13 protein-coding genes, 2 rRNA genes, 2 pseudogenes and 3 riboswitches are annotated in these 20,379 nt (G+C 38.9%); of the genes and pseudogenes, 3 read left to right on the forward strand and 14 right to left on the reverse strand.

Translation table 11 applies throughout. The features are described from left to right. Positions 1 to 38: 38 nt before the first annotated feature. Both DWB64_RS17630 and DWB64_RS17635 read right to left on the reverse strand, forming a co-directional pair. A complete protein-coding gene (locus tag DWB64_RS17630) occupies positions 39 to 776 on the reverse strand; it encodes a TIGR03915 family putative DNA repair protein (RefSeq protein ID WP_129489540.1) in 738 nt (245 codons plus the stop codon). A 2-nt stretch (positions 777 to 778) separates the two neighbouring features. After that, on the reverse strand, positions 779 to 2,053 hold the full coding sequence (locus tag DWB64_RS17635) for a putative DNA modification/repair radical SAM protein (protein WP_129489541.1): 1,275 nt from the start codon (positions 2,051 to 2,053) through the stop codon (positions 779 to 781). Between the two features lie 122 nt (positions 2,054 to 2,175). Between DWB64_RS17635 and DWB64_RS17640 the strand changes: the two genes are divergently transcribed. Further along, entirely contained in the window at positions 2,176 to 2,781 is a 606-nt protein-coding gene (locus DWB64_RS17640) for a metallophosphoesterase (RefSeq protein ID WP_129489542.1), read from the forward strand. A gap of 10 nt (positions 2,782 to 2,791) precedes the next feature. Continuing rightward, on the forward strand, positions 2,792 to 3,826 hold the full coding sequence (locus DWB64_RS17645) for a hypothetical protein (RefSeq protein WP_129489543.1): 1,035 nt from the start codon (positions 2,792 to 2,794) through the stop codon (positions 3,824 to 3,826). 54 nt (positions 3,827 to 3,880) lie between these two features. On the opposite strand, the gene pepT is transcribed toward DWB64_RS17645, so the two are convergent. The 10 genes and pseudogenes from pepT to DWB64_RS17695 form a co-directional block, all read right to left on the reverse strand. Next, on the reverse strand, positions 3,881 to 5,101 hold the full coding sequence (pepT, locus tag DWB64_RS17650) for a peptidase T (protein ID WP_129489544.1): 1,221 nt from the start codon (positions 5,099 to 5,101) through the stop codon (positions 3,881 to 3,883). A 166-nt stretch (positions 5,102 to 5,267) separates the two neighbouring features. Then, positions 5,268 to 6,191, reverse strand: coding sequence for an exopolyphosphatase (locus tag DWB64_RS17655; protein WP_206736698.1), 924 nt, complete (start codon positions 6,189 to 6,191; stop codon positions 5,268 to 5,270). 172 nt (positions 6,192 to 6,363) lie between these two features. After that, the gene (locus tag DWB64_RS17660) at positions 6,364 to 7,140 is read right to left on the reverse strand and encodes a transglutaminase family protein (protein WP_164980481.1); all 777 of its coding nucleotides are present in this window, start codon (positions 7,138 to 7,140) and stop codon (positions 6,364 to 6,366) included. Between the two features lie 231 nt (positions 7,141 to 7,371). Beyond that, complete coding sequence (locus tag DWB64_RS17665) at positions 7,372 to 8,154, reverse strand: transglutaminase-like domain-containing protein (protein WP_129489546.1); 783 nt, start codon at positions 8,152 to 8,154, stop codon at positions 7,372 to 7,374. A 13-nt stretch (positions 8,155 to 8,167) separates the two neighbouring features. Beyond that, positions 8,168 to 8,246: riboswitch (cyclic di-GMP riboswitch) on the reverse strand. A 27-nt stretch (positions 8,247 to 8,273) separates the two neighbouring features. Continuing rightward, positions 8,274 to 8,360: riboswitch (cyclic di-GMP riboswitch) on the reverse strand. Positions 8,361 to 8,422: 62 nt separating this feature from the next. After that, positions 8,423 to 8,509: riboswitch (cyclic di-GMP riboswitch) on the reverse strand. Positions 8,510 to 8,672: 163 nt separating this feature from the next. Continuing rightward, on the reverse strand, positions 8,673 to 9,611 hold the full coding sequence (locus DWB64_RS17670) for a glycosyltransferase family 2 protein (protein WP_129489547.1): 939 nt from the start codon (positions 9,609 to 9,611) through the stop codon (positions 8,673 to 8,675). A gap of 9 nt (positions 9,612 to 9,620) precedes the next feature. Beyond that, entirely contained in the window at positions 9,621 to 10,046 is a 426-nt protein-coding gene (locus DWB64_RS17675; RefSeq protein WP_129489548.1) for a GtrA family protein, read from the reverse strand. Continuing rightward, complete coding sequence (locus DWB64_RS17680) at positions 10,030 to 12,642, reverse strand: YfhO family protein (protein WP_164980482.1); 2,613 nt, start codon at positions 12,640 to 12,642, stop codon at positions 10,030 to 10,032. The genes DWB64_RS17675 and DWB64_RS17680 overlap by 17 nt, the downstream gene beginning before the upstream one ends. Before the next feature lie 66 nt (positions 12,643 to 12,708). After that, positions 12,709 to 13,479: a sortase gene (locus DWB64_RS17685; protein WP_129489550.1), complete on the reverse strand. Its 771-nt coding sequence runs from the start codon at positions 13,477 to 13,479 to the stop codon at positions 12,709 to 12,711. 237 nt (positions 13,480 to 13,716) lie between these two features. Next, the gene (locus DWB64_RS17690) at positions 13,717 to 15,546 is read right to left on the reverse strand and encodes a DUF2079 domain-containing protein (RefSeq protein WP_129489551.1); all 1,830 of its coding nucleotides are present in this window, start codon (positions 15,544 to 15,546) and stop codon (positions 13,717 to 13,719) included. Positions 15,547 to 15,879: 333 nt separating this feature from the next. After that, positions 15,880 to 16,916 (reverse strand): annotated as a pseudogene (locus DWB64_RS17695) (IS30 family transposase); the annotation flags it as partial. 655 nt (positions 16,917 to 17,571) lie between these two features. On the opposite strand from DWB64_RS17695, the pseudogene DWB64_RS19690 reads away from it, so the two are divergent. Next, positions 17,572 to 17,940: pseudogene (locus tag DWB64_RS19690) on the forward strand (hypothetical protein); the annotation flags it as partial. Between the two features lie 2,081 nt (positions 17,941 to 20,021). Here the strand turns inward: DWB64_RS19690 and rrf are convergent. Next, positions 20,022 to 20,138: ribosomal RNA gene (rrf, locus tag DWB64_RS17705) — 5S ribosomal RNA — on the reverse strand. A 148-nt stretch (positions 20,139 to 20,286) separates the two neighbouring features. Continuing rightward, a 23S ribosomal RNA gene (locus DWB64_RS17710) occupies positions 20,287 to 20,379 on the reverse strand; the annotation flags it as partial.

Below are 20,379 nucleotides of genomic sequence, written 5' to 3' on the forward strand. Positions count from 1 at the left end.
TAAAAACCACATAAAACAAAGCCGCTACGTTCAAACCGTCACGACTTCGTATTTTTTAGTTCTGTAAGGTGCTTCCAATACTTTTTGGGCATGAAGTTCATTCTCAATTTGGGATTTCGTCTTTCCTTGATCCCGATATGCTCATAGTACTTCTTCCATAAGTTCTGAAAAGCTTCTTCATTCTCATGCAGTGCTAGGGCCATCTGCTTGTCAAGTGGCGCCGTCCAGCTTTCGTGGGTATCGTAAAACACCGCTTTACCACGCTTGACATCATGGATTACCCACACTTGGTCGGACAATCGTTTTTCAAAATGAGGAGTAAGCACACTTAGAATATCATATGTCGGCTCAAAAGCCGCATAGTATACGTCGGACTTAAGATGTTCAAACCTCAAGAGTCCCACGACCAAATGACTTTCTCTTTCTACCGCTCGAGAAAGCGCTAGTAAGGGATACACACAGTCATGACTGTAATCCTCGATTGCTCCGGTGACAGTAACCGCATAATCGAGAAAAACCCTGATGATTTTGCCTACATCTCCCTGGTCGGACAAGAAAGCATACAGAATTTTTTCGGCAGTACGCTCTCCAAATCGATTTCTTATGCGCCCCATCATTTTTGAAGCAAGATGAGTGTCCGTGACCATATATTCAGGCACATCGAGCAACTTGGGCTCGTAAGAGGACATGCTGCAAATCTCATGGGTCTTGTAATGGTAGGACCAGTAAAGCGCCGTCATCAACCCCTCAATGGTATCATCATAGATCAATATCATCTTTACCCCTTTATCAGCTCAGGCATGGTATGAGCATAGGCATCGAGAAGGGACAGCTGATTGATGCTCTTCCCGCCTATCGTCGAATCGGAGACAATCAGTTGATTCCTAATCGCTGTCGGCTCAAATTCGCCGGACCCATAATATCGCCCACCTAATGTAATAAAATACTTGGCTCTCTTGAGCACTACGCCAGTCTTTTTAAGCCCCTCATATGTGAGAGGACCGAATCTTCTTGATTGCATGATCCTTCTCGCGGATATGGGTCCTATCCCCGGTACCCTCAAAAGGGTATCAAGCGAGGCCTTGTTGACCTCCACAGGGAATAGATTCAGATTGCTGATCGCCCAGAACGCCTTGGGGTCGATCGTGATATCAAGATTAGGCCTGTCGGGACTTAACAGTTCATTCGCACCAAAGCCGTAGAACCTTAAGAGCCAGTCGGCCTGATAAAGTCTGTGTTCACGTAAAAGGGGTGATGTGAGTGTGCTAGGTAAGTTTTTTTCATTTTGAAAAATGGGGACATACGCCGAGTAATAGACCCTTTTCATCGCTCGCGTCCCATACATTCCCTCGGCTAAAGTCATAATTTCATAATCCGAATCATCGGAAGCACCCACCATCATCTGTGTTGTCTGTCCGGCAGGAACGAAAATGTCACCCATTCTGCTCTGCTTCGATTCGATGATACGGCCCTTTAGATAATCCATAGGAAGCAATATCTCATTCCGTGTCTTTTGCGGTGCCAGCAGCTGCAGGCTTCTTGTCGTTGGCAGTTCCAAGTTCAAGCTCATCCTATCCACATATCGACCGGCTTTTTCGATGAGCTTCAGGTCGGCTCCGGGTATCCCCTTCATGTGGATATATCCGTTGTACCCTTCACGTTCCCTTAAGATTTTGACCACTTCAATCATCTGCTCCATGGTATGGTCGGGACTGATCACAACCGCCGAGCTGATGAATAGTCCTTCAATATAGTTTCGTCGATAAAATCCAATCGTCAGCCTCACCAACTCTTCTGGAGTAAACGTGACTCTTTCAGTCGCGTTACTGGACTTATTCACACAATAGGCGCAGTCATAGACGCAATCGTTTGACAACAGAATTTTCAGCAGTGAGATACAGCGCCCATCCTCCGCCCAGCTGTGGCAGATCCCTGGTGGTGACGCATGTCCTAGTTTCCCCTTTTCAGGCGCGCGGTGGCTGCCGCTCGACGAACAGGAGACATCGTATTTAGCCGCTTCTGCCAGTAATGCGATTTTATGTTGAATGCTCATCAGATCACTTCCTTTATAGCGAACGTATGTTCTTACGATTAGTATACACCCTCTTCGAGCAGGATGCAATATCTCATCACAATTACTGTTAATTTGATATAATGGGTTAAAGGAGACCTACCATGACCAATCGTTTTCTGCACAGGCTGCACTATCCATATGCCATACCTTCAGAATTGTTCGACCAAGGAATCAGACTGCTTCATATTTCTGATACGCCAACGATGACCTACGCAAGTCTTAAGCATATCATCGCACTCATCAATCCAACCTATATCGTCCATACAGGAGATTTGGTCGACAACATAAAACTTGAACTTCACCCGTCGAAACTTATCCATTATCAGCGCAAGGTAAAGGCACTTGCCTCCATCCTCAACTCCTGCGAGGCAAAACTCTTTATCACCAAGGGCAACCATGACGACTTTGATACGCTTGGCAAGCTATTCGGCAGCGACCAACTATTTAAGGACATGTGTTATCCTACGATTGAGGGAGTTAAATTAGGAATCTCCCACTACCGGCATAAGATCGACGCTACAAAAGCAGACCTACTGCTTTTTGGACATGACCTAAAGGTAAAAAGTCAGTTTGACCACCACCCTTATCTGAGTAATGCGATTGAAGGTATTTTCGTTTTCGAGTTCCATCCGCTAAAAGTCTATCGGTTATCCTATCCGTTTGGTACGGATGATGTAAGGATGAAAAAATTCAAAGCAGGAATCTAGGAGGACTTATATGTTTCTATTTAGAAAAGGCGCAAGTTTTCTCATCATCGCATCTCATAACATACATGAGACGGTCAACGTACTCACAGAGACCTTCAACCCGATAAGATCGGTCGCCTACTGCGATCATTTCAAAGATAAGTTCGAATGGCTCAGCGGCTTCGCGGGTCCAACTATGTGCGTTCTCCTCTTCGCAGAAGAACTACATCCACTGCTGACTTTTGAAAACCTCGATTTTAAGCATCTCATGCTCGTAGATGTTGAACTCTCCACTCTACTGATCGACTTACTGAACATAAAGGAATCCGCTCAAATCACTAGCGTCAGGGTCTCCCCACAACTAATCATGGCAAAAACTGTAGGTGAACCAGACAAGTATATCCAGCGGGTAATCGATGATCTGGAAGGTGAAATCGGATTGCCCCAAGATCTCTATGAGCGCTATGCGAGCGGTACCATCCTCATGTTTACACAGGACATCCTTAAGCGTTCAGTCCCTTTCAACCGCTTGCATGATAAGGCTCTCTTTTGTCCCTTGCCTGTCTATGAGGTGATGTCCAAACTAAGCCTTAACCGTCTCAAGTACATCAATGCATCAATCGGCCATCACAAGTGGCATGAGTGCACCATAAAGATTTACGATATTTATGAGCAGTATGATTTACATTACAGGAGAGTCCGCCTTATACTGGATCATTCAGACCTTGGGTTTGTCATTCATGAGGGCTGGGGAAGAGACACGGTCAGACCTATGATGTCGGTCGGAGTGTATACTCTGACATTTATTACTTTTCAGGATCCAACAGAGATAAAAAGACTCCTGCAAGTACTGGAGTTCAATGCACAGAATGAGCGTATCGCAGATATCGACTGTTATCTGGGGAAAAAGAAGATAGCATGGCATTCCCTGAGAACTACAAAAAACCAGACTAAACAAGAACTTGCCGCAAGCAATCGAGCGCTTTGCCTTTCACTACTAGATGATGACGAGCTCCTTACGTTCATAAGCCTAGAGACCGCTATCACAAAAGGACAAAAAAAATAAAAAGATCAGTTCGCAATGAACTGATCTTTGGTAGTACAATTTCTACAATTTGCTTTATTCAGCGATAATCTGAACCAGCTCCACTAGTACGGCAACCGCCCTCTCCATGGACTGGATAGGAATCATTTCGTAGCGCCCGTGATAGTTGTAGCCACCTGTGAAGATGTTTGGTGTAGGAATCCCCATAAACGACAACCTTGCCCCATCTGTTCCACCACGGATCGGCTTGATCAGAGGTCTCACACCTGCAGCTTCCATCGCACGCTTAGCATAATCGATAATATGCATCACAGGTTCGATTTTTTCTTTCATATTGAAATAGGAATCTGTGATCTCAAGGCTTATCGTATCTTCATCATACTGATTATTGAGTAGTTCGGCGACCTTTAAGGCAAAGTCCTTCTTATACTCGAAAGCCTCCTTGTCGTGGTCCCTGATGATGTAGTGCATCTGGGCATGCTCTACATTTCCTGTCATATCATTCAAATGATAAAAGCCTTCATACCCTTCCGTATATTGAGGTGCCTGAGTCAGTGGCAAGAGCCTGTGAAAATCCATTCCAATGGCAAGCGCGTTTTTCATCTTATTCTTCGCAGAGCCAGGATGGATATTTCTTCCTTTGACGTTGACGATCATCGTAGCTGCGTTGAAGTTCTCATATTCCAACTCTCCAAGCTCACCACCATCGACAGTATAAGCGTAGTCTACTTTAAAGTTGTCAAGATTCACCGCATCCGTACCGCGACCGATTTCCTCATCAGGAGTAAACATGATCTTTATTTCGCCGTGTGGAATCGCAGGATGGTCGATCAGGACATGTAAAAGCTCAATGATTTCAGCTATCCCTGCCTTATTGTCAGCACCTAAGAGGGTTGTTCCATCGGTTGTGATAATATCATCGCCGATATGGTTTTTAAGAAAAGGAAACTCACTTGGTTTAAGGATGGTTTGCTCGTTGAGGTAAATGTCGCCACCTTGATAATTTTTGTGTATAATCGGCTTAACATTTTCACCTGAAAAATCAGGGCTGGTGTCAAAGTGGGCACAAAAACCGACCACATCGTGCTTGCCTTCGATATTGGCAGGCAAAGTCGCTGTCAAATATCCGTTGTCATCCAGTAAAACATCTTTTAGTTTCAACGCTTCGAGTTCTGATTTTACAACCTTCGCCAGGTCAAACTGCTTTACACTTGAAGGCTGAGTTGTAGAATCCTCGTTAGACTGCGTGTCAATCTTTACATAGCTTAAAAATCTTTCAATTAACCTATTCTCCATAATAATCCTCCTCAATAATCACTCACTTGAGTAAACCGCATAATTTCATTCATAAGAACTCCAACAGCTCCTATACAGTGAAACACCTTACTTATCCATCACGCAATTTTCTCACGTTTTCATTATACACAAAATAAGAGGCTGATGTCTTGATCAGCCTCAAATATTATGCTTTTAATTTACCAATGACTTCCACAAGCAGTTCTTCTGTCTTATCGTTCGGAATCTGACACGTTCCTGCATTCTTGTGACCACCACCGCCATATTGAAGCATGACCTCACCGATATTCACATCTGAAGAACGGTTGATGATGGATTTCCCAACCGTGAATACGGTATTTTGTTTTTTAAGGCCCCACATGACTTGAATTGAAATTTGTGTCTCAGGATATAAGGCATATTTGATGAATCTATTTCCTGGAAGTATGGGATCGACATCCCTTAAGTCTACTACAAGTATTTCATCGTAGACCTTCGCATGATTCTGAATCATCTTCTTAAAGTCGTCCTCATATCTGAAATACAGTTCCACACGTTCCTTCACATCAGGAAGCTCAAGAATCTCATCGATCGTATGGTCTCTGCAGTAGTCTATCAGTTCCATCATCAGTGTATAATTCGATATCCTAAAGGCTCTAAATCGTCCAAGACCTGTCCTTGCATCCATCAGAAAGCTCAGAAGTTCCCACCCTTTAGGTTCAAGAATATCCTCTTTGGTAAACTGAGCTGAATCGGCCTTATCTACTGCAAGAAGCATTTCCTGCCAATCCTCCCTGAACTGATGTTTATCTTTATAGTAATCATAAACCACTCTTGCGGCAGAGGGCGCATTGGGATCAATGATATGATTTTCAGCGACTTCCTGATTTCTGATTGTTTCGCTTAAATGATGGTCAAATGCAAGGTAAGCACCTGAAACATAGGGCAAGTTCGTCGTAATATCAAATTCTGTCACCTGAATGATTCCATCCTGCATATCCTTTGGATGAACAAATTTGATATCATCAATTAATCCCATATCCTTAAGCAAGACTGCGCAAACCAGACCGTCAAAATCACTTCGTGTAATTAGTCTATATTTTCCTTCCATGCTAATCCTCCTTGTTCGTTTGAGCATCCTAGCCTTTTAACACTTGATAGAACAGTTGCTCCAACCGCTGACTATTTCATATATACCTATTAAATAAGTTAATAATCATAGACTTATTATACTAAAAAAATAGCCCTTATCTCTAAGGGCTAACTAAATTTATCACCATACACTAGAAACTTTTCATTTTAACGTGGCTGGTGGTAGTCTTGTATTTGTCATATTTGGCCATCATCTTCGAAAGCTGCGCATCGACTGTGGAATCAATGATTTTCCACTCGCCGTTCAAATACACTTCATTCCAAGCATGATAGGTGGAGGTATAAGTACTTTCACCTTCAATCAATTTTGACTTTATGCCCTGGCTTCGAAGCATTGAAGCCATCAGTGATGAATAATCATAACAGATACCTTTCTTTTCTTCAAGAGTGACATCGATCACAGGTAAATACCTGCTATAGATAGTCGAGGCTTTATAATAGTCATAGACGATCGACCGGATGATATAGTCGTAAACGGCATCAAACTTCTCCTCATCCGTTTCAAGATCAGCCATCAGTTCTTTTGCAAGAACGATTGCCTTCATTTCTTCAGCCCAGCTCATATTCTGCACACTTGCAAGATTTACAGCATCTTCATTGACAGTAACCGTCTTAGAGGCTGATGTGATTTTCTTATATTTATTACTGGAAACATTTTGGTAAATTGCTACTGTGTACAAACCACTGCCCATCTGAAGTGGAAATGATTCATCGTTATCGTTGATATTGTAGATGTACTGCTGCGTATCTCTCTTTATGATTATTTTAAACTTAGTATAATCGGTTGTTGTATAATTTATCTTAACAATTCCTTCATCGGGCTTGTAATTAATAATGCCATCTGCAAATGCGAAACTTGATAACACGGCAATCATTACTACAAACAGAACTACTAACTTTCGCTTCATCTTTCTCGCCCCTTTCATGACTTCAATTATTATATATATACCACATTTGATAAAACATAATCATGCTTAACCGCTAAATAGGTCTTTGGACTCACCAAAGTCCATTGAATCACTCTATGCTTGCAGTCACATTATAACACTAATTCATCGAATGAGCTATCTTTGTGATAGGCAAAAAAAAAGCCTTATCGGCTTTGTCAGATAAAATAGCTGAGAGGGTAACTTATCCTTTTAAAATGATTTTACTCCAACATAATCGTTGATTGATTTTTCAATCGAGTATCTCGCACTACCTTTTGACAACTGTGCATCAACGGTAGTATCGATGATCACCCATTTTCCATTGAGATATACTTCATTCCATGCATGATACACGGATGTATAGGTACTTTGACCATGGATCATTTTAGTTGGAACACCAACGCTTCTTAACATCGATGCCATCAGTGATGAATAGTCGTAACAAATACCATTGTTGTTCTCAATCGTCAATGTGTTGTTTGGAATAAATCGACTATCAACAGTAGCTGCCTTTTGATAATCATAAACTACATTATTGATGACGTACTTGTAAATTGCATTGAATTTTTCTTGATCTGTCATCGTTTCCGTAGTCAATGAATCAGCTAATACAGCTGCGCTAGTATTCTCTTTCCAATTAATGGTTTGAATACTTGCTGTGTAGACTTTCATCATATCCACCGTAACAACTGCAGTAGCAGAAGTCACTTTTCGATATTTGTTGCCATCCACACGTTGATAGAGTCCTATTGAGTAATCTCCGCTTCCCATTTGAAGTGGAAACTCCTCTTGTGAATCATAAAGGTTATAAACATATTGTTCAGTTCCCTTTTTCACTAGAACTTTAAAATCGGAATAATCAGTTGCAGTATAATTGATGCTTACTGTGCCGATTTCTTCGTTGACCTTGATAATGCCACCATCTGCAAAAGCAACGGCGGACAATGTCATGATAATGAGTGTAAGAGTTAATAAAGAAATCACTCTTTTCATCTAATTCTCTCCCTTCGGCACCTGGCTATCTTCATTATGAAGACCCTGTAGTTTTGCGTCCCCACCTCACGATGGGTTTGCCTTGTTACATTTGGGAAAGAAAAGTAAAAAACTTTTCTTTCGGCGACTGGCTGCCATATCACACAAGTGACTTAGGCCCTCTAGTTTTGCGCCCCAATCTTTCAACTGGTTTGCCTTGTCGAGAAAAGATCTGATACCTGGTGTGCAAACATGGTCTACACAACCTATTTGGCAATCAAAGTCTTTCTCTGGAAACTGGCTGTCATAGTTCATATGAACCTTAGACCCTATAGCTTTGCGACACTGATTTTCATCAGCTTTGCGATTTACAGAATAATTTTGGTCAATCGAATCGACTTTTGACTACCCTCTCAACTACATTATACCACCATTTACAACAATACAGTCGTAATTTTGATTACATCTTGATTACAGGGCAGCTACGTTTACAAGTCATATGCTCTTAAAATCTTTTAGGATTATGTAAACAACAAGCGTCATTGGATTTTGTCTTTAACAATATACCTCGGTCTAGCTTTAATCTCGTCATAGATTCTCGAAATATACGTCCCAATAATACCAAGCGAAATCATAATCATAGAACCAGTGATCAGAAGGACCAGAATCACTGTTGAGAATCCATCCAATGCGTTCCCGACCAAGTAATTAGCCAGTGTCTGAATTCCTAAGATGATTGCAAAGAACAAGAAGATAAGCCCGCTGATCATGGTGATATAGAGTGGTTTACTTGTATAAGAGAGAGTGGCATTCAGTGCCAACATGGCCAGCTTCGCAGTAGAAAAATGACTGACTCCATTTACTCTCTCCTCTACATGAAAAGGATGTTGAACGGTTTTGAACCCAACCCATTTTACGATACCTCTGATAAACAGGTTTCTTTCATCAAATCGTCTTATTGATTCAACCACCTGTTTGTCCAGTAGCTTGAAATCTGATGAGTTTCTCATATCTAGATGAGTGACTACGTTTAAGACCCAATAAAATAGTTTTGCAACGGACCTATAAAATAGGGACTCTTTTCCTCTAGTGATTTTTATGCCTTCCACGATATTCGCATCTTCCTTAATCAGCAGCTCGAGCATAGGTCTTATTTGATCGGGCGGATGCTGCAAATCAGAATCCATAAGCAGATAAAGCTGGGCATCGATGCTGTCAAGACCTGCAGCAAGAGCGATTTCCTTGCCAAAATTCCTTGCAAACCTTATCGCTTCTGCCTGAGGATACTCCTTTACGATGGACTCCAGCACCTGCCAGGTATTATCAGTAGAACCGTCATCGACAAACATGAATCGACAATCCACTCGATCTTGTTCAAGTACGCGCACAATCTCCTTAAAATTGGTTTGCAGCGCTTTTCCTTCATTGTAAACAGGAATAATAATCGCTAGTTCCTTATGCCTATTAACCATATCCATAGTTGACTCCTATTTGTAGATTACATTTTTGTAGATCCAAAAATTCCACATCACGATACATGCCATCTTTAAGAGTGGAGATATCAATTCACTGATTCCTAGTATCTCTGTAAAGAATGTCATCAGTACGATATTGGCGACAACCAGATTGAAAATGAACAGCAGTCCATATTGCACCAATTGCTTCCTAATATCCTTTGTCGACTCAAACGACCACTTTCTATTCATTAAAAATACAAACCAGAAAATCACACAATAAACCAGCACACTAGCGATGATATATTGTGCGTTCAACACCTTAATCAGCAGCACATACAAACCGTACTCGATGAAAAATGCAGAAAATCCAGTAATGAGATATCTTACAAATTGACGTGTGAACAGTTTATCCTTTAAAATTTCTATCTTCTCCATCACATTAACCAGCAATTTCATGCTGTCCCCTTTTAGATTTCAGTTCCTTCTGTTCCTTTTGAAAATCCGTTTTCCTTCCTAAAACATAAATTGAAGCCAAGATAAGCAGTGATAAAACACTGATCATCAGTCCAGAGACAAAGCCTGCTGAAACATATGAGAATTCAATCTGATGTGTTCCTTCACGCAGTGGTATCGCAATCATCGCATCTTGATAAGCCATAGGTTCTATTCGGTCACCATCTACTTTTACTTTCCAGCCTTTTTCATAAGGAATCGAAGTATAAAGCAGTCCATCACTGTTGAGTGTCGCAACTCCAGTAAGCTTTGTCTGGGTAAACTCATCCACTTCGAATGCTTCGTCAATCAAATCGTTTCGGGTGACGGTAAACACCTCATCATCGAATGTGACAACATGAATGTCAAAATATCCAGATGCAGAAGCCATTACCTCAAAAGATAACTCAAAGCTTGTTCCCTCTTCCACGATCCCTAAGTCGATGATCACACCTCGTGGGGTTTGGTGGGTGGTGGAAACTCCATTCATTTTAAGCGTAACCGTTTTCGTTTGGTTAAGCATGTAGATATACATCTGTTTTGTTTGCTGCGCAACAAACTCTATTTTCGCTTTTCCTATTTTGGAAGCATCGATATTTTTATAGTGGTATCTTATATCCTCAAGCAGATGCCTATCCATATTTTCATAGGTCTCATTCACCGCTTCTACCCCTTTGAAGAATGTCACCTCATTCCCAGTCGCAAGACTCATGAACTGCTCTTGTCTTCTAAATGGGCTGATGTCGGTTGTCGTCAAGTTGAGGATGTCAGGATTGACCTTAAATCCAAGTGGGAAAGCATACCTGTTCTCGTATACCTCAAGGTCAGTAAACTCGTTAAACTTCGTATAGGCAGCGTTTGGAATAGGCAAAGCAGCATGCTTTGACAGAAGATACTTTATATTGAACATCGCGTTGATCACTGGTGTGCCTGGCAAATACCTATTTGAGTTTCCACCTGGATCGGCAGACATTCCCATTTTCTTTGCAAAGGTGTTCAATTTTGAATTTGCAGTAGATGAGAATTGTGTAATACCCCGATATCCATATAATAAGGGATCGTTAGCGCTATATTGCTGATACATCTCCAGACGGTAAAACCCAGTATCTTTAGCATATAAATCATCTAGAGCAGCCTGTACTTCGCTATTTTGAACAGGATAGTCAGTTCGCCCTGAATTTCCAGCAACCTCTGTCGCATGAAATGCAGACACTGTGATTTCGACTAACAAGACGATCAAAATCATCTTTGCCATAAACTTGATAGAAACCTTGTCATGCTTATAAAGGAGAACAATAGAGGCATAAGCAAGCAGAAATGCCGCACTGATGTAAAAAACCTGTGCATCGAATAATGTTGTGTAAAGTTTTTCATTAACAATCAGATAAACCATCATGACACCAGTTACTTTTAAAACCGCTTTTACAGGTAGTTCATTTAACTTAGTCATCGCTTCATATGCGATTGTCAACAGTACAAATGACAGTAGGAAGGAAAATCTAAAAGGCACCTGATTTGGAAAGTGAAATCCATGCCAAACAAAATTCAAATAATTGATGTTCATACTCAAAATCAAAAATGCAGCAAATGATCCATTGATCACTTTGTTTTTTGTAGGAATTCCTGGAACAAGAAAATAGAAGATCATAAATAGTAACCCGATCATCGTTATGGAAATGTTCGGCAAACCATCTACGACTGTCGGCTCTACATAGGCAAGCAAATTGTTTAGAATATCAAGTATGGAATGATACAATTTAAAGCTAGTTGGATTACCTGATGATAGGCCATATGCACGCTGCATACCTATGAAAATCGGAAGTAAAGTCAACATCGCAGAACCAATTGCCAACACCGAGTACATGACTACCTTTGAAATCTTATTGAAGAAATGTGTGATTCCCTTAGACCTATATTTAGTGAAGTAGACCACAAAGGTATAAAGGGCAATGAACTCACATACAAAATACGCAATATAAAAGTTGCTGATCAGGCTCAGAGCAAGCGTAAAAACAAATAGTCCGAACTTGCCTTCATCCATCAATCTATGTAATCCGAGTATAACAAGAGGCAGCAAAGCAACGCAGTCCAGCCACATGATATCCCAGTAATACCCCATTAAAAATCCACTAAAGGCATACATTAGACCGAATAGGACTATTGACAGATTCTTTGATTTAAATACCCCTCGTAAATACTCCGTAAAGAAGGCACCCGCAAAAGCGATTTTGCCAATCGTAGCAAACAGCATGAATTCCCTTAAAAACTCAGCAGGTACAAAAAAGGATAAGAAGTTGAGTGGACTCATCGCATAATAGGCCATCATTACAAAAAAATTAGTTCCAGTCCCTGTATTCCAGGAATAGAACAACGATTCGCCATGTTGCAGTTTAAACTGAAGTTCCTGCAATATTGGATAGTACTGGTGCCAACTATCGATGATCATGATCTGATTTTCCCCGAAAGGGAATAATCCTTCATTCACAAATGCGAACATCATTATTAGAAATGCAACTGAAAAAGTTAGTAAACTGTATCCATAACGCCTTATTAAACTCATACATACCATCCTTTGTAAGTTCTATTAGTTCATATATAAATTATACCACTAATCTCTTTCAAAATGCTATTCTACCAATACCGCATGAATAACCAATCGATATGTTGATTTATAAAGTGGTTCACAAGTAATCAAAGTTAAAACCCTATGAGTGTCTGTTTGATTGATAACCGATGTGTCTTCTGGAACAACAATTTTTTTCTGATATACTTCATAAGTAAATGTTCCTTGCGAAGTGGTCAACACAATTCTATCACCTTTTTCCAACTCATCTAATCGATTGAATAGTAATCCATAATTATAGCCCCTATGACCTGCAATAACCGAATTACCAATATGCCCTGGATATGCTGTATTTTCTAAATGTCCAGCTGAAATTGCAATATCACTAGCGCTTGTACCTTCAACAAGTGGCATATTGACATTAATGCTAGCTATAGCTATCCTTCCCAACAAACTTAAATGTCCTTCTTTGGTGATCAATGGCATTTCCGATTCGTATTTATCTCTTTCGAGAGCTAACTCTACACTCTTCCTATCAGCAAGTGCTTGACGCTCCTTTAGTCTCTCCAATTTTTGTAACTTTATAAAATCAACTTCCTCTTTATAAGATTTATTCTCTTTCTCCAACAGGATGATATAATCTACATCCACAGCATCCCGTTTTGAAAAAACTTCATTTAAAGAGTTGTACTCGTCTAAAAGTGGTTCATGGTTCTGTCTATCAACTGACATTGAAAGAGTTGCTTTGCTAAGAAAATCGTCTTTTTTAAGTAATAAAACAATTGAAAGCAAAACAACAGTAATTATCAGTATAACTCTAATCGCTATTTTCATGTGGGCATCCTCTCTTTTTATAATACTCTAATTATGTAACAGAGGAACTGCTTTCATGATACCCATCCAACACCTTTCCTATTCACGTCTTGAATGGTATCCTTTACTCTAATCCATATAAAACACTCGATTATGATACATCTCACTGTAAGTTTACTATAGATCGAAACACCAATAGTATTGCCATTGTACTTGCTGGTTCTCTTTATCTGAAATTAATTATCAGAAATCATAACATTACTCAAGAGGATTATCGATTTTCTTATATACCACTGCCATTCCACCAGAAAATACTTCAACATACCCAGCGTTTAATGCGGAATTTGATTTTTCATCAAATTTTTCAACCGGACATCTAACATCTAAAACAAGATAATCAGTTTCAAAGTCATTTGGGTATTCATAGAGTTCTTGTACATAATATAGGTGAGGTGTGAAAAACGTCTCACTTGTAATTGAAGCATTTCTTGGTATTAATGATAAAGCCTCATCAGTTCTTACTATTTCCTGACTGAATGTATTATAAATATTTTGATAGTAAGAAAATTTGTCATTAGTAGCTGTCATTAGTAATACTAGAGATGCAAAAATTCCAATTGAGCAAATAGTCAATTGCTTTCTATACTCAAACTTACTAATGTTTTTTATAAATAGAAAGAACATGATAGCTGATACACCATATGTATATTGAAAACCTATGTCATATTGATAAACATATTTAGGCATTAAGTTGATTACTAGCATCGGTATCAAAAATATTAAGTTGCTCCATTTAGAGCTAATGATTGGGATAAATACTAGTGGAGTCAACATATATAATGCAAATTTTAGTTTTTCCAACATAAACACTTGAGTAATGAAAAAACCAGGATTCATTAAAATATTTTTCATTACTACAGCTAATCCCGTTTCATTTGGTAACTGATAGACACTAAATCTATCATCCATTATTCCATAACCATAAAGACTCATTCCAGTTGTAACTAAATAAAAATATATAAACCCAATACACGTTATTATTAAACCTTGCCTAATGTTCTTATTAGCAAATAGATCATAAAAACCAAAAAAAATGATATATAACGCAGCATCTTCCTTAACAAATAAAACCAAAAAAACCAGCAAAATCATAGACTTTTTTTTATTCTTCTCGTAAAAGTAGAGCATCCAAAGCATTAAAGCTGTAAGAAATTTATTTTCATGAAAATCATAAAAAGTTGGACTTACTATTCCTGGATAGAAAAGATAACAACCTGAAATCAGCATTGTAATAAAGGTATTCAAGTTCTGATGTCTACACAATAAGTATAGTGGAATAACTCCTGATGTCACAAAAAATGCTTGAACAATCAGTAAATACTCTGGAGAACTGAATAGTAAATATCCAGGTAGAATTAAATAATAAATCGGAGAAAAATGTATCGCAAAATGCGATAAAAATACATTTCTCTCTAATGTAGTATAAGGTAACCCCGTTTGCTTCATATAGTGAAACATTTGAGTGAAAATCCCAAAATCATATGTTGAAGCATTGTACGTTTTGTATCTAAAAATCGTTGCAGTAGAAATCATGTAGAACATCACCATAAACAGCAATCCAATAATCGCACTTGTGACTTTATTGTTTACTCTTTCAAATTTATTGATATCTACATTTTGGTAATAAGAAATGATGATGACCGACATAATCCCGATCACACCAAGTGTTAGAAAAATATTCTTCTCACTGTCTACTACAGTTAACACGCCAAAACATCCAGAAACAACTACTAATCCTAAATACACAGACTCACTAATTTTTAATTTCAATTTCATATAAATAACAACTGCTAAATAAAGCATCATAGAGATTATAATACTAAAACCGTTTAGATTAGTAACAAATGATAAATTTGAGTTTTTCTCGACTACATTTATCATACTAACTATAGAAGCAAAAATATAAGAAGAAAACAGCATCAAGAGTAATTCTTTATAATTATATCTTCTAAATGCATCAAATTTTCTTTCAGAATGAACACTATTTTGATGTGCTTCAGCTTCTTTTGCAACTACTATATTCTCCATAGTTTACCTCACTTAACATTCCCCAAATTGTTGTATTAACGCTTAAGAACTATTACTTCCTCGTTGCTTTTTAATAAATTTTCAACCTTCCTTATTATTGAATATACTCACATTTAATCAATTTAATCAAAACAGCAAAGTAAGCCGCTAGATGCTCTTTCCATCATATCCTTATTTACTGTTTTTAACAATAGTTTCACTCACTCCACCCTGAAATAGTAATGGCTACAACCCATACCAATAAACAAAATAATAATGCTTCCATCAAGTAGCAGTTAATCTTTGAATAATATAATCAAATTTATCATTATTAATAAAGTCCAAATTTCAATATCAAATTGAACTAATACCTAATGTAATATAATGGAAGCATTGTGCAGTAAGTAAGAATACTTCTCTTTCAAAAGCTTCTTGTGGTTTCATATAGCCTAGAATCCTTCTGGGCAAGGTGTTGCACCAGCTTTGAATAGCTTCAATAGTTTTCAAGGGATAAGGATTGATGCTCCTCCCCTTAGGGATAAAACGTCTAATTAAGCCGTTATGGTGCTCATTTGTGCCACGTTCACACGAGGAATAGGGGTGTGCAAAATAGATCTCACTTTCATCGAACGAGGATAATTCTGAGAACTCAGATCCGTTATCTGCTGTTATGCTCTTGAAGGTTAGACAAAAAAGTTCACCGGCATCTTCTTTGAGCTTTTGCAAGGCACGCTGGACAGCCCAAGAACTTTTTGCAGGCAGCTTACGAATTATCTCCATACGCGTTTTTCTTTCTGTCAAAGTCAATAGAACGCTCTCCCCTTGAGTCTTCTTGCCGATGACACAATCAATCTCCCAATGGCCAAAATCACTCCTATCGTTGATATACTCAGGACGCTCAGCTATGCTTTTCCCTAAGACCATTTTGTTTTTTCGTACGCGTCTAGGCTTGGTAGAACGTTTCGTTTTCTGTGGTAAGTCAATGTTCTTGCACTGCATTAAGCCCAAGTTGATATAATTTATAGACTTTCTTCGTACAAACGCGTTTGCTTGTTTCATAGGTTCCCTCAAGCATCACGCGACCAAATATGGCATCCACTGAATGCTTAGCGGTCTTCAGCTTCTCTTCAACGTGTTGGATGAAATCAATACATTCTAAGTATTTATACGGTTTCGTGAGTTTAAACGGTTCTTTTCATAGATAGTTTTCCCCGCATCTGGCAGGTAAATCATGATAGTTTTACCAGCTTTCTTCTGAGGATTGTACCACGCTTAAATTCATTGCGGATAGTGTTTGATGATCGCTTGAGTTTCTTTGTAATGTAGTAAGGATAACGGTTATCGTCTATGAGAAGCTTAACTTGACCGCGTTCAAAATCATTAAGATATTTATTCTACTTTGATTCTAGTGTATGATGTTGGTAATCCATAGTTGTGCACCTATCCTGTTATATAAAGTTTTGTGGTGAAACCATTATATTACAGGTTGCTCCAGCTATGGATTTTTTATTGGTTCAATTTCATTTTACAACGCGGGATTATTAATAAAGCCACTCAAATTGTATAAATTTGAGTGGCTTTATTATATTTTACTTCTTAAACTATCATTTCTGATTGATACTCTTCTATTTGTTATTAACGCTTATTCCATTTTCTAAATACCCAACCTAGAGCCATCAAACCAGTACCTAATCCAATATCTAAAATTGGAGCAGCTTCGCTAGTTTTTGGTAGAGCACCAAGTGGAATCTCAATATCAAGTTCAATAAGATCTTCTTCTGTTGTAGTAGTTGTAGTAGTTTCAGGAACAGTAGTAGTAACTGAACCTAATGGTGGTGTTGTTTCTGTAATAGTTATAGTTTCTTCCTCTGTAGTAGTTGTTGTTTGTGCTTGCGTAGTAGTTGTAGTCTCTTGAACCCGCTTAGTGGTTCTTTCAATGGTTGATGATATCTCTGTGACTGTTGTCTCAGGTACCGTTGTCTCTGGAACTGTTGTCTCTGGAACTGTCGTCTCTGGAACTGTTGTCTCTGGAACTGTCGTCTCTGGAACTGTCGTCTCTGGAACTGTCGTCTCTGGAACTGTCGTCTCTGGAACTGTCGTCTCTGGAACTGTTGTTTCTGGAACTGTTGTCTCTGGTACCGTTGTCTCTGGAACTGTTGTCTCTGGAACTGTTGTCTCTGGAACTGTCGTCTCTGGAACTGTTGTTTCTGGAACTGTTGTTTCTGTGACTGTTGTTTCTGTGGCTGTTGTTTCTGTGGCTGTTGTTTCTGTAACTGTTGTTTCTGTGATTGTTGTTTCTGTGACTGTTGTTTCAATTATCTTTGTGTAGAATGTAATGTGAGATATAGCAGGTCTATTTACATTATCATCTCCTACAAAAGGTATTTTAGGATTAGTTACTGTACCACTGGTTAATGGAAAATCCATAGTCTCAAATTCAGCAGTGAATTTGATATCATTATCTTTATCATAAAGATACACTGGATCATCAAATAATTTGGGATCAGTATATACAATGCTTCCATCTCCACCCTTTACCACAATTGCATAAATAGGCTTAGTTGATGTCCATGTAAATGAAGTCCCATTAAAGCTTGAAAGTGTTACAGGACCTTTTGTTCCTGTCTCAAAAGCATTAAATTTCGCAACTTCAACATACGGCGAGCCTAGTATATAATCTCCACCATTATTAAGACCTGATGATTTAGATTGGCCGGCGTTAAAACCTTCAGACTCCGTTGCTGCAAATGAGCCTATCGTCGTATACAAAATTAACAACAATACTAGAGCCATTGATTGAATAGCTCTTTCGATATTTCTTTTGCCTCTCATACGGATACTCCTCTCTAATCCGTTTGAATTTTGATTCAACTAAATTTAACTAGCTTTATCACAAAACAAATGGAATTCTGTAAGAATGTACTTAATTTCAAACATTATAAATATATAAAATAGATCAATAGTAGAGCTTAGCACATTAGTATTATGAAATTAAGAATACTCTTTCTGCAATTGCAACATACGTCAACTCATGATTAAACTATTTAAATTTTGTCATCAATGAAACAATGTATGTCTCTGATTCGTAAAACAAAAATTACTGTTATAACCTTTCAAGTATATTCTCTATCATCACCTCCATCGATAGAAGCATCTTGCCGTTATATTTTTTTTATAAGCTATTTCCTTATTATTTGTACCCTTATTGTAGTGAAATAATCATAAATATTACGACATTGAAATTCATTATCGCCATAATGTGATATTGATATCTTTCAAACTGAATTGATGCTTCTAATAAGTAGTTGTCTTAAATTATTATACGAATCAAATATTAAAATTCAGGGGTAATATCATTTTTTTATATTTTTTTCTCGTGGGGGCTGAAAGTCAATTGTAACTACGAACGTACTTTGTTCGTAGCTGCGGAAGTGAATTCTTTTCATTCACGTGCAGGGTTCACGGAGTCCGACCGAAGATAAGGTATCTTAAGAGTTTCACAGAGGTTTGTGGAATGTAGAAGGCAGAATGCGGAAACTCTTGAAGCTACGCTTCGCGAGAGCACCCCACGCGCAAGGGATTCCACATTCCACATACTACATTCCACATACTACATTCCACATACTACATTCCACAAACCTCTCTGTTCTCTTTTACAAAAAAAGAAAAAACACACCAGTAAACTGATGTCTTTTCTTAAATAGGCAACGTTCTATCCTTGCGAGTGTTCTTTACTCGTAACCGGTGTAAGTGAATACTTTTTATTCACGGGCAGGGTTCACGGAGCCCGACCCCAGATAAGGTCTCTTGAGAGATTCACCGAGTTTTGTGGAATGTGGAAAGTAGAATGCGGAAACTCTTGAAGCTACGCTTCGTGAGAGCTCCCCACGCGCGGAACGCGCAAGGGCTTCTTCATTCCACATTCCACATTCCGCAAATCGCTCTTATCTCTTCTATCAAAATAGAAAAAACACACTAGTAAACTGATGTGTCATTTCTTAAATAGGCAACGTTCTATCCTTGCGAGTGTAGTTTACTCGCAACCAGCGTAAGTGAGCTGTTTTTGCTCACGGGCTGGCCACTGGGAACAAAGGATCGTTGCTGTCCAATAAATCATTCTGTACATACGAAAAAACACACCAGTTATAAACTGATGTGTCTTTCTAAATAGGCAACGTTCTATCCTTGCGAGTGTAGTTTACTCGCAACCAGCGAAAGTGAGCTGTTTTTGCTCACGGGCTGGCCACTGGGAACAAAAGATCGTTGCTGTCCAATAAATCATTCTGTACATACGAAAAAACACACCAGTTATAAACTGATGTGTCTTTCTAAATAGGCAACGTTCTATCCTTGCGAGTGTAGTTTACTCGCAACCAGCGAAAGTGAGCTGTTTTTGCTCACGGGCTGGCCACTGGGAACAAAAGATCGTTGCTGTCCAATAAATCATTCTGTACATACGAAAAAACACACCAGTTATAAACTGATGTGTCTTTCTAAATAGGCAACGTTCTATCTTCCCAGCCAGCTGCCCGGCAAGTATTTTCGACGCTAAGAGACTTAACTTCCGTGTTCGAGATGGGAACGGGTGTATCCCTCTTGCCATCGTCACCTAATATTCTGATCTGCTTGTAGAGTTTCTTTCAGAAACTTTCTCCTATTCCTCCTCGTTGAACAAACCACGTTCAACTGGCCGGAAAGGCGCTATGCAGACAATTACCTGCATAGTACTTTGCAAAATCAAAACTTCATATAATCACATTTTGGGTCAAGACCTCGACCTATTAGTATCTGTCAGCTGAACACATTGCTGCGCTTACACCTCAGACCTATCAACCTTGTGGTCTACAAGGGGTC

Source organism: Fusibacter sp. A1 (assembly GCF_004125825.1).
Taxonomy (GTDB): Bacteria; Bacillota; Clostridia; order Peptostreptococcales; family Acidaminobacteraceae; genus QQWI01.

Excerpts from the sequence above, each read along its gene's own strand:
- DWB64_RS17655 (WP_206736698.1), bottom strand. The coding sequence starts at position 6,191 with ATGGAAGGAAAATATAGACTAATTACACGAAGTGATTTTGACGGTCTG.
- DWB64_RS17690 (WP_129489551.1), bottom strand. The coding sequence starts at position 15,546 with ATGGAGAATATAGTAGTTGCAAAAGAAGCTGAAGCACATCAAAATAGT.
- DWB64_RS17685 (WP_129489550.1), bottom strand. The coding sequence starts at position 13,479 with ATGAAAATAGCGATTAGAGTTATACTGATAATTACTGTTGTTTTGCTT.
- DWB64_RS17660 (WP_164980481.1), bottom strand. The coding sequence starts at position 7,140 with ATGAAGCGAAAGTTAGTAGTTCTGTTTGTAGTAATGATTGCCGTGTTA.
- pepT (WP_129489544.1), bottom strand. The coding sequence starts at position 5,101 with ATGGAGAATAGGTTAATTGAAAGATTTTTAAGCTATGTAAAGATTGAC.
- DWB64_RS17640 (WP_129489542.1), top strand. The coding sequence starts at position 2,176 with ATGACCAATCGTTTTCTGCACAGGCTGCACTATCCATATGCCATACCT.
- DWB64_RS17675 (WP_129489548.1), bottom strand. The coding sequence starts at position 10,046 with ATGAAATTGCTGGTTAATGTGATGGAGAAGATAGAAATTTTAAAGGAT.
- DWB64_RS17635 (WP_129489541.1), bottom strand. The coding sequence starts at position 2,053 with ATGAGCATTCAACATAAAATCGCATTACTGGCAGAAGCGGCTAAATAC.
- DWB64_RS17670 (WP_129489547.1), bottom strand. The coding sequence starts at position 9,611 with ATGGATATGGTTAATAGGCATAAGGAACTAGCGATTATTATTCCTGTT.
- DWB64_RS17665 (WP_129489546.1), bottom strand. The coding sequence starts at position 8,154 with ATGAAAAGAGTGATTTCTTTATTAACTCTTACACTCATTATCATGACA.
- DWB64_RS17645 (WP_129489543.1), top strand. The coding sequence starts at position 2,792 with ATGTTTCTATTTAGAAAAGGCGCAAGTTTTCTCATCATCGCATCTCAT.
- DWB64_RS17630 (WP_129489540.1), bottom strand. The coding sequence starts at position 776 with ATGATATTGATCTATGATGATACCATTGAGGGGTTGATGACGGCGCTT.
- DWB64_RS17680 (WP_164980482.1), bottom strand. The coding sequence starts at position 12,642 with ATGAGTTTAATAAGGCGTTATGGATACAGTTTACTAACTTTTTCAGTT.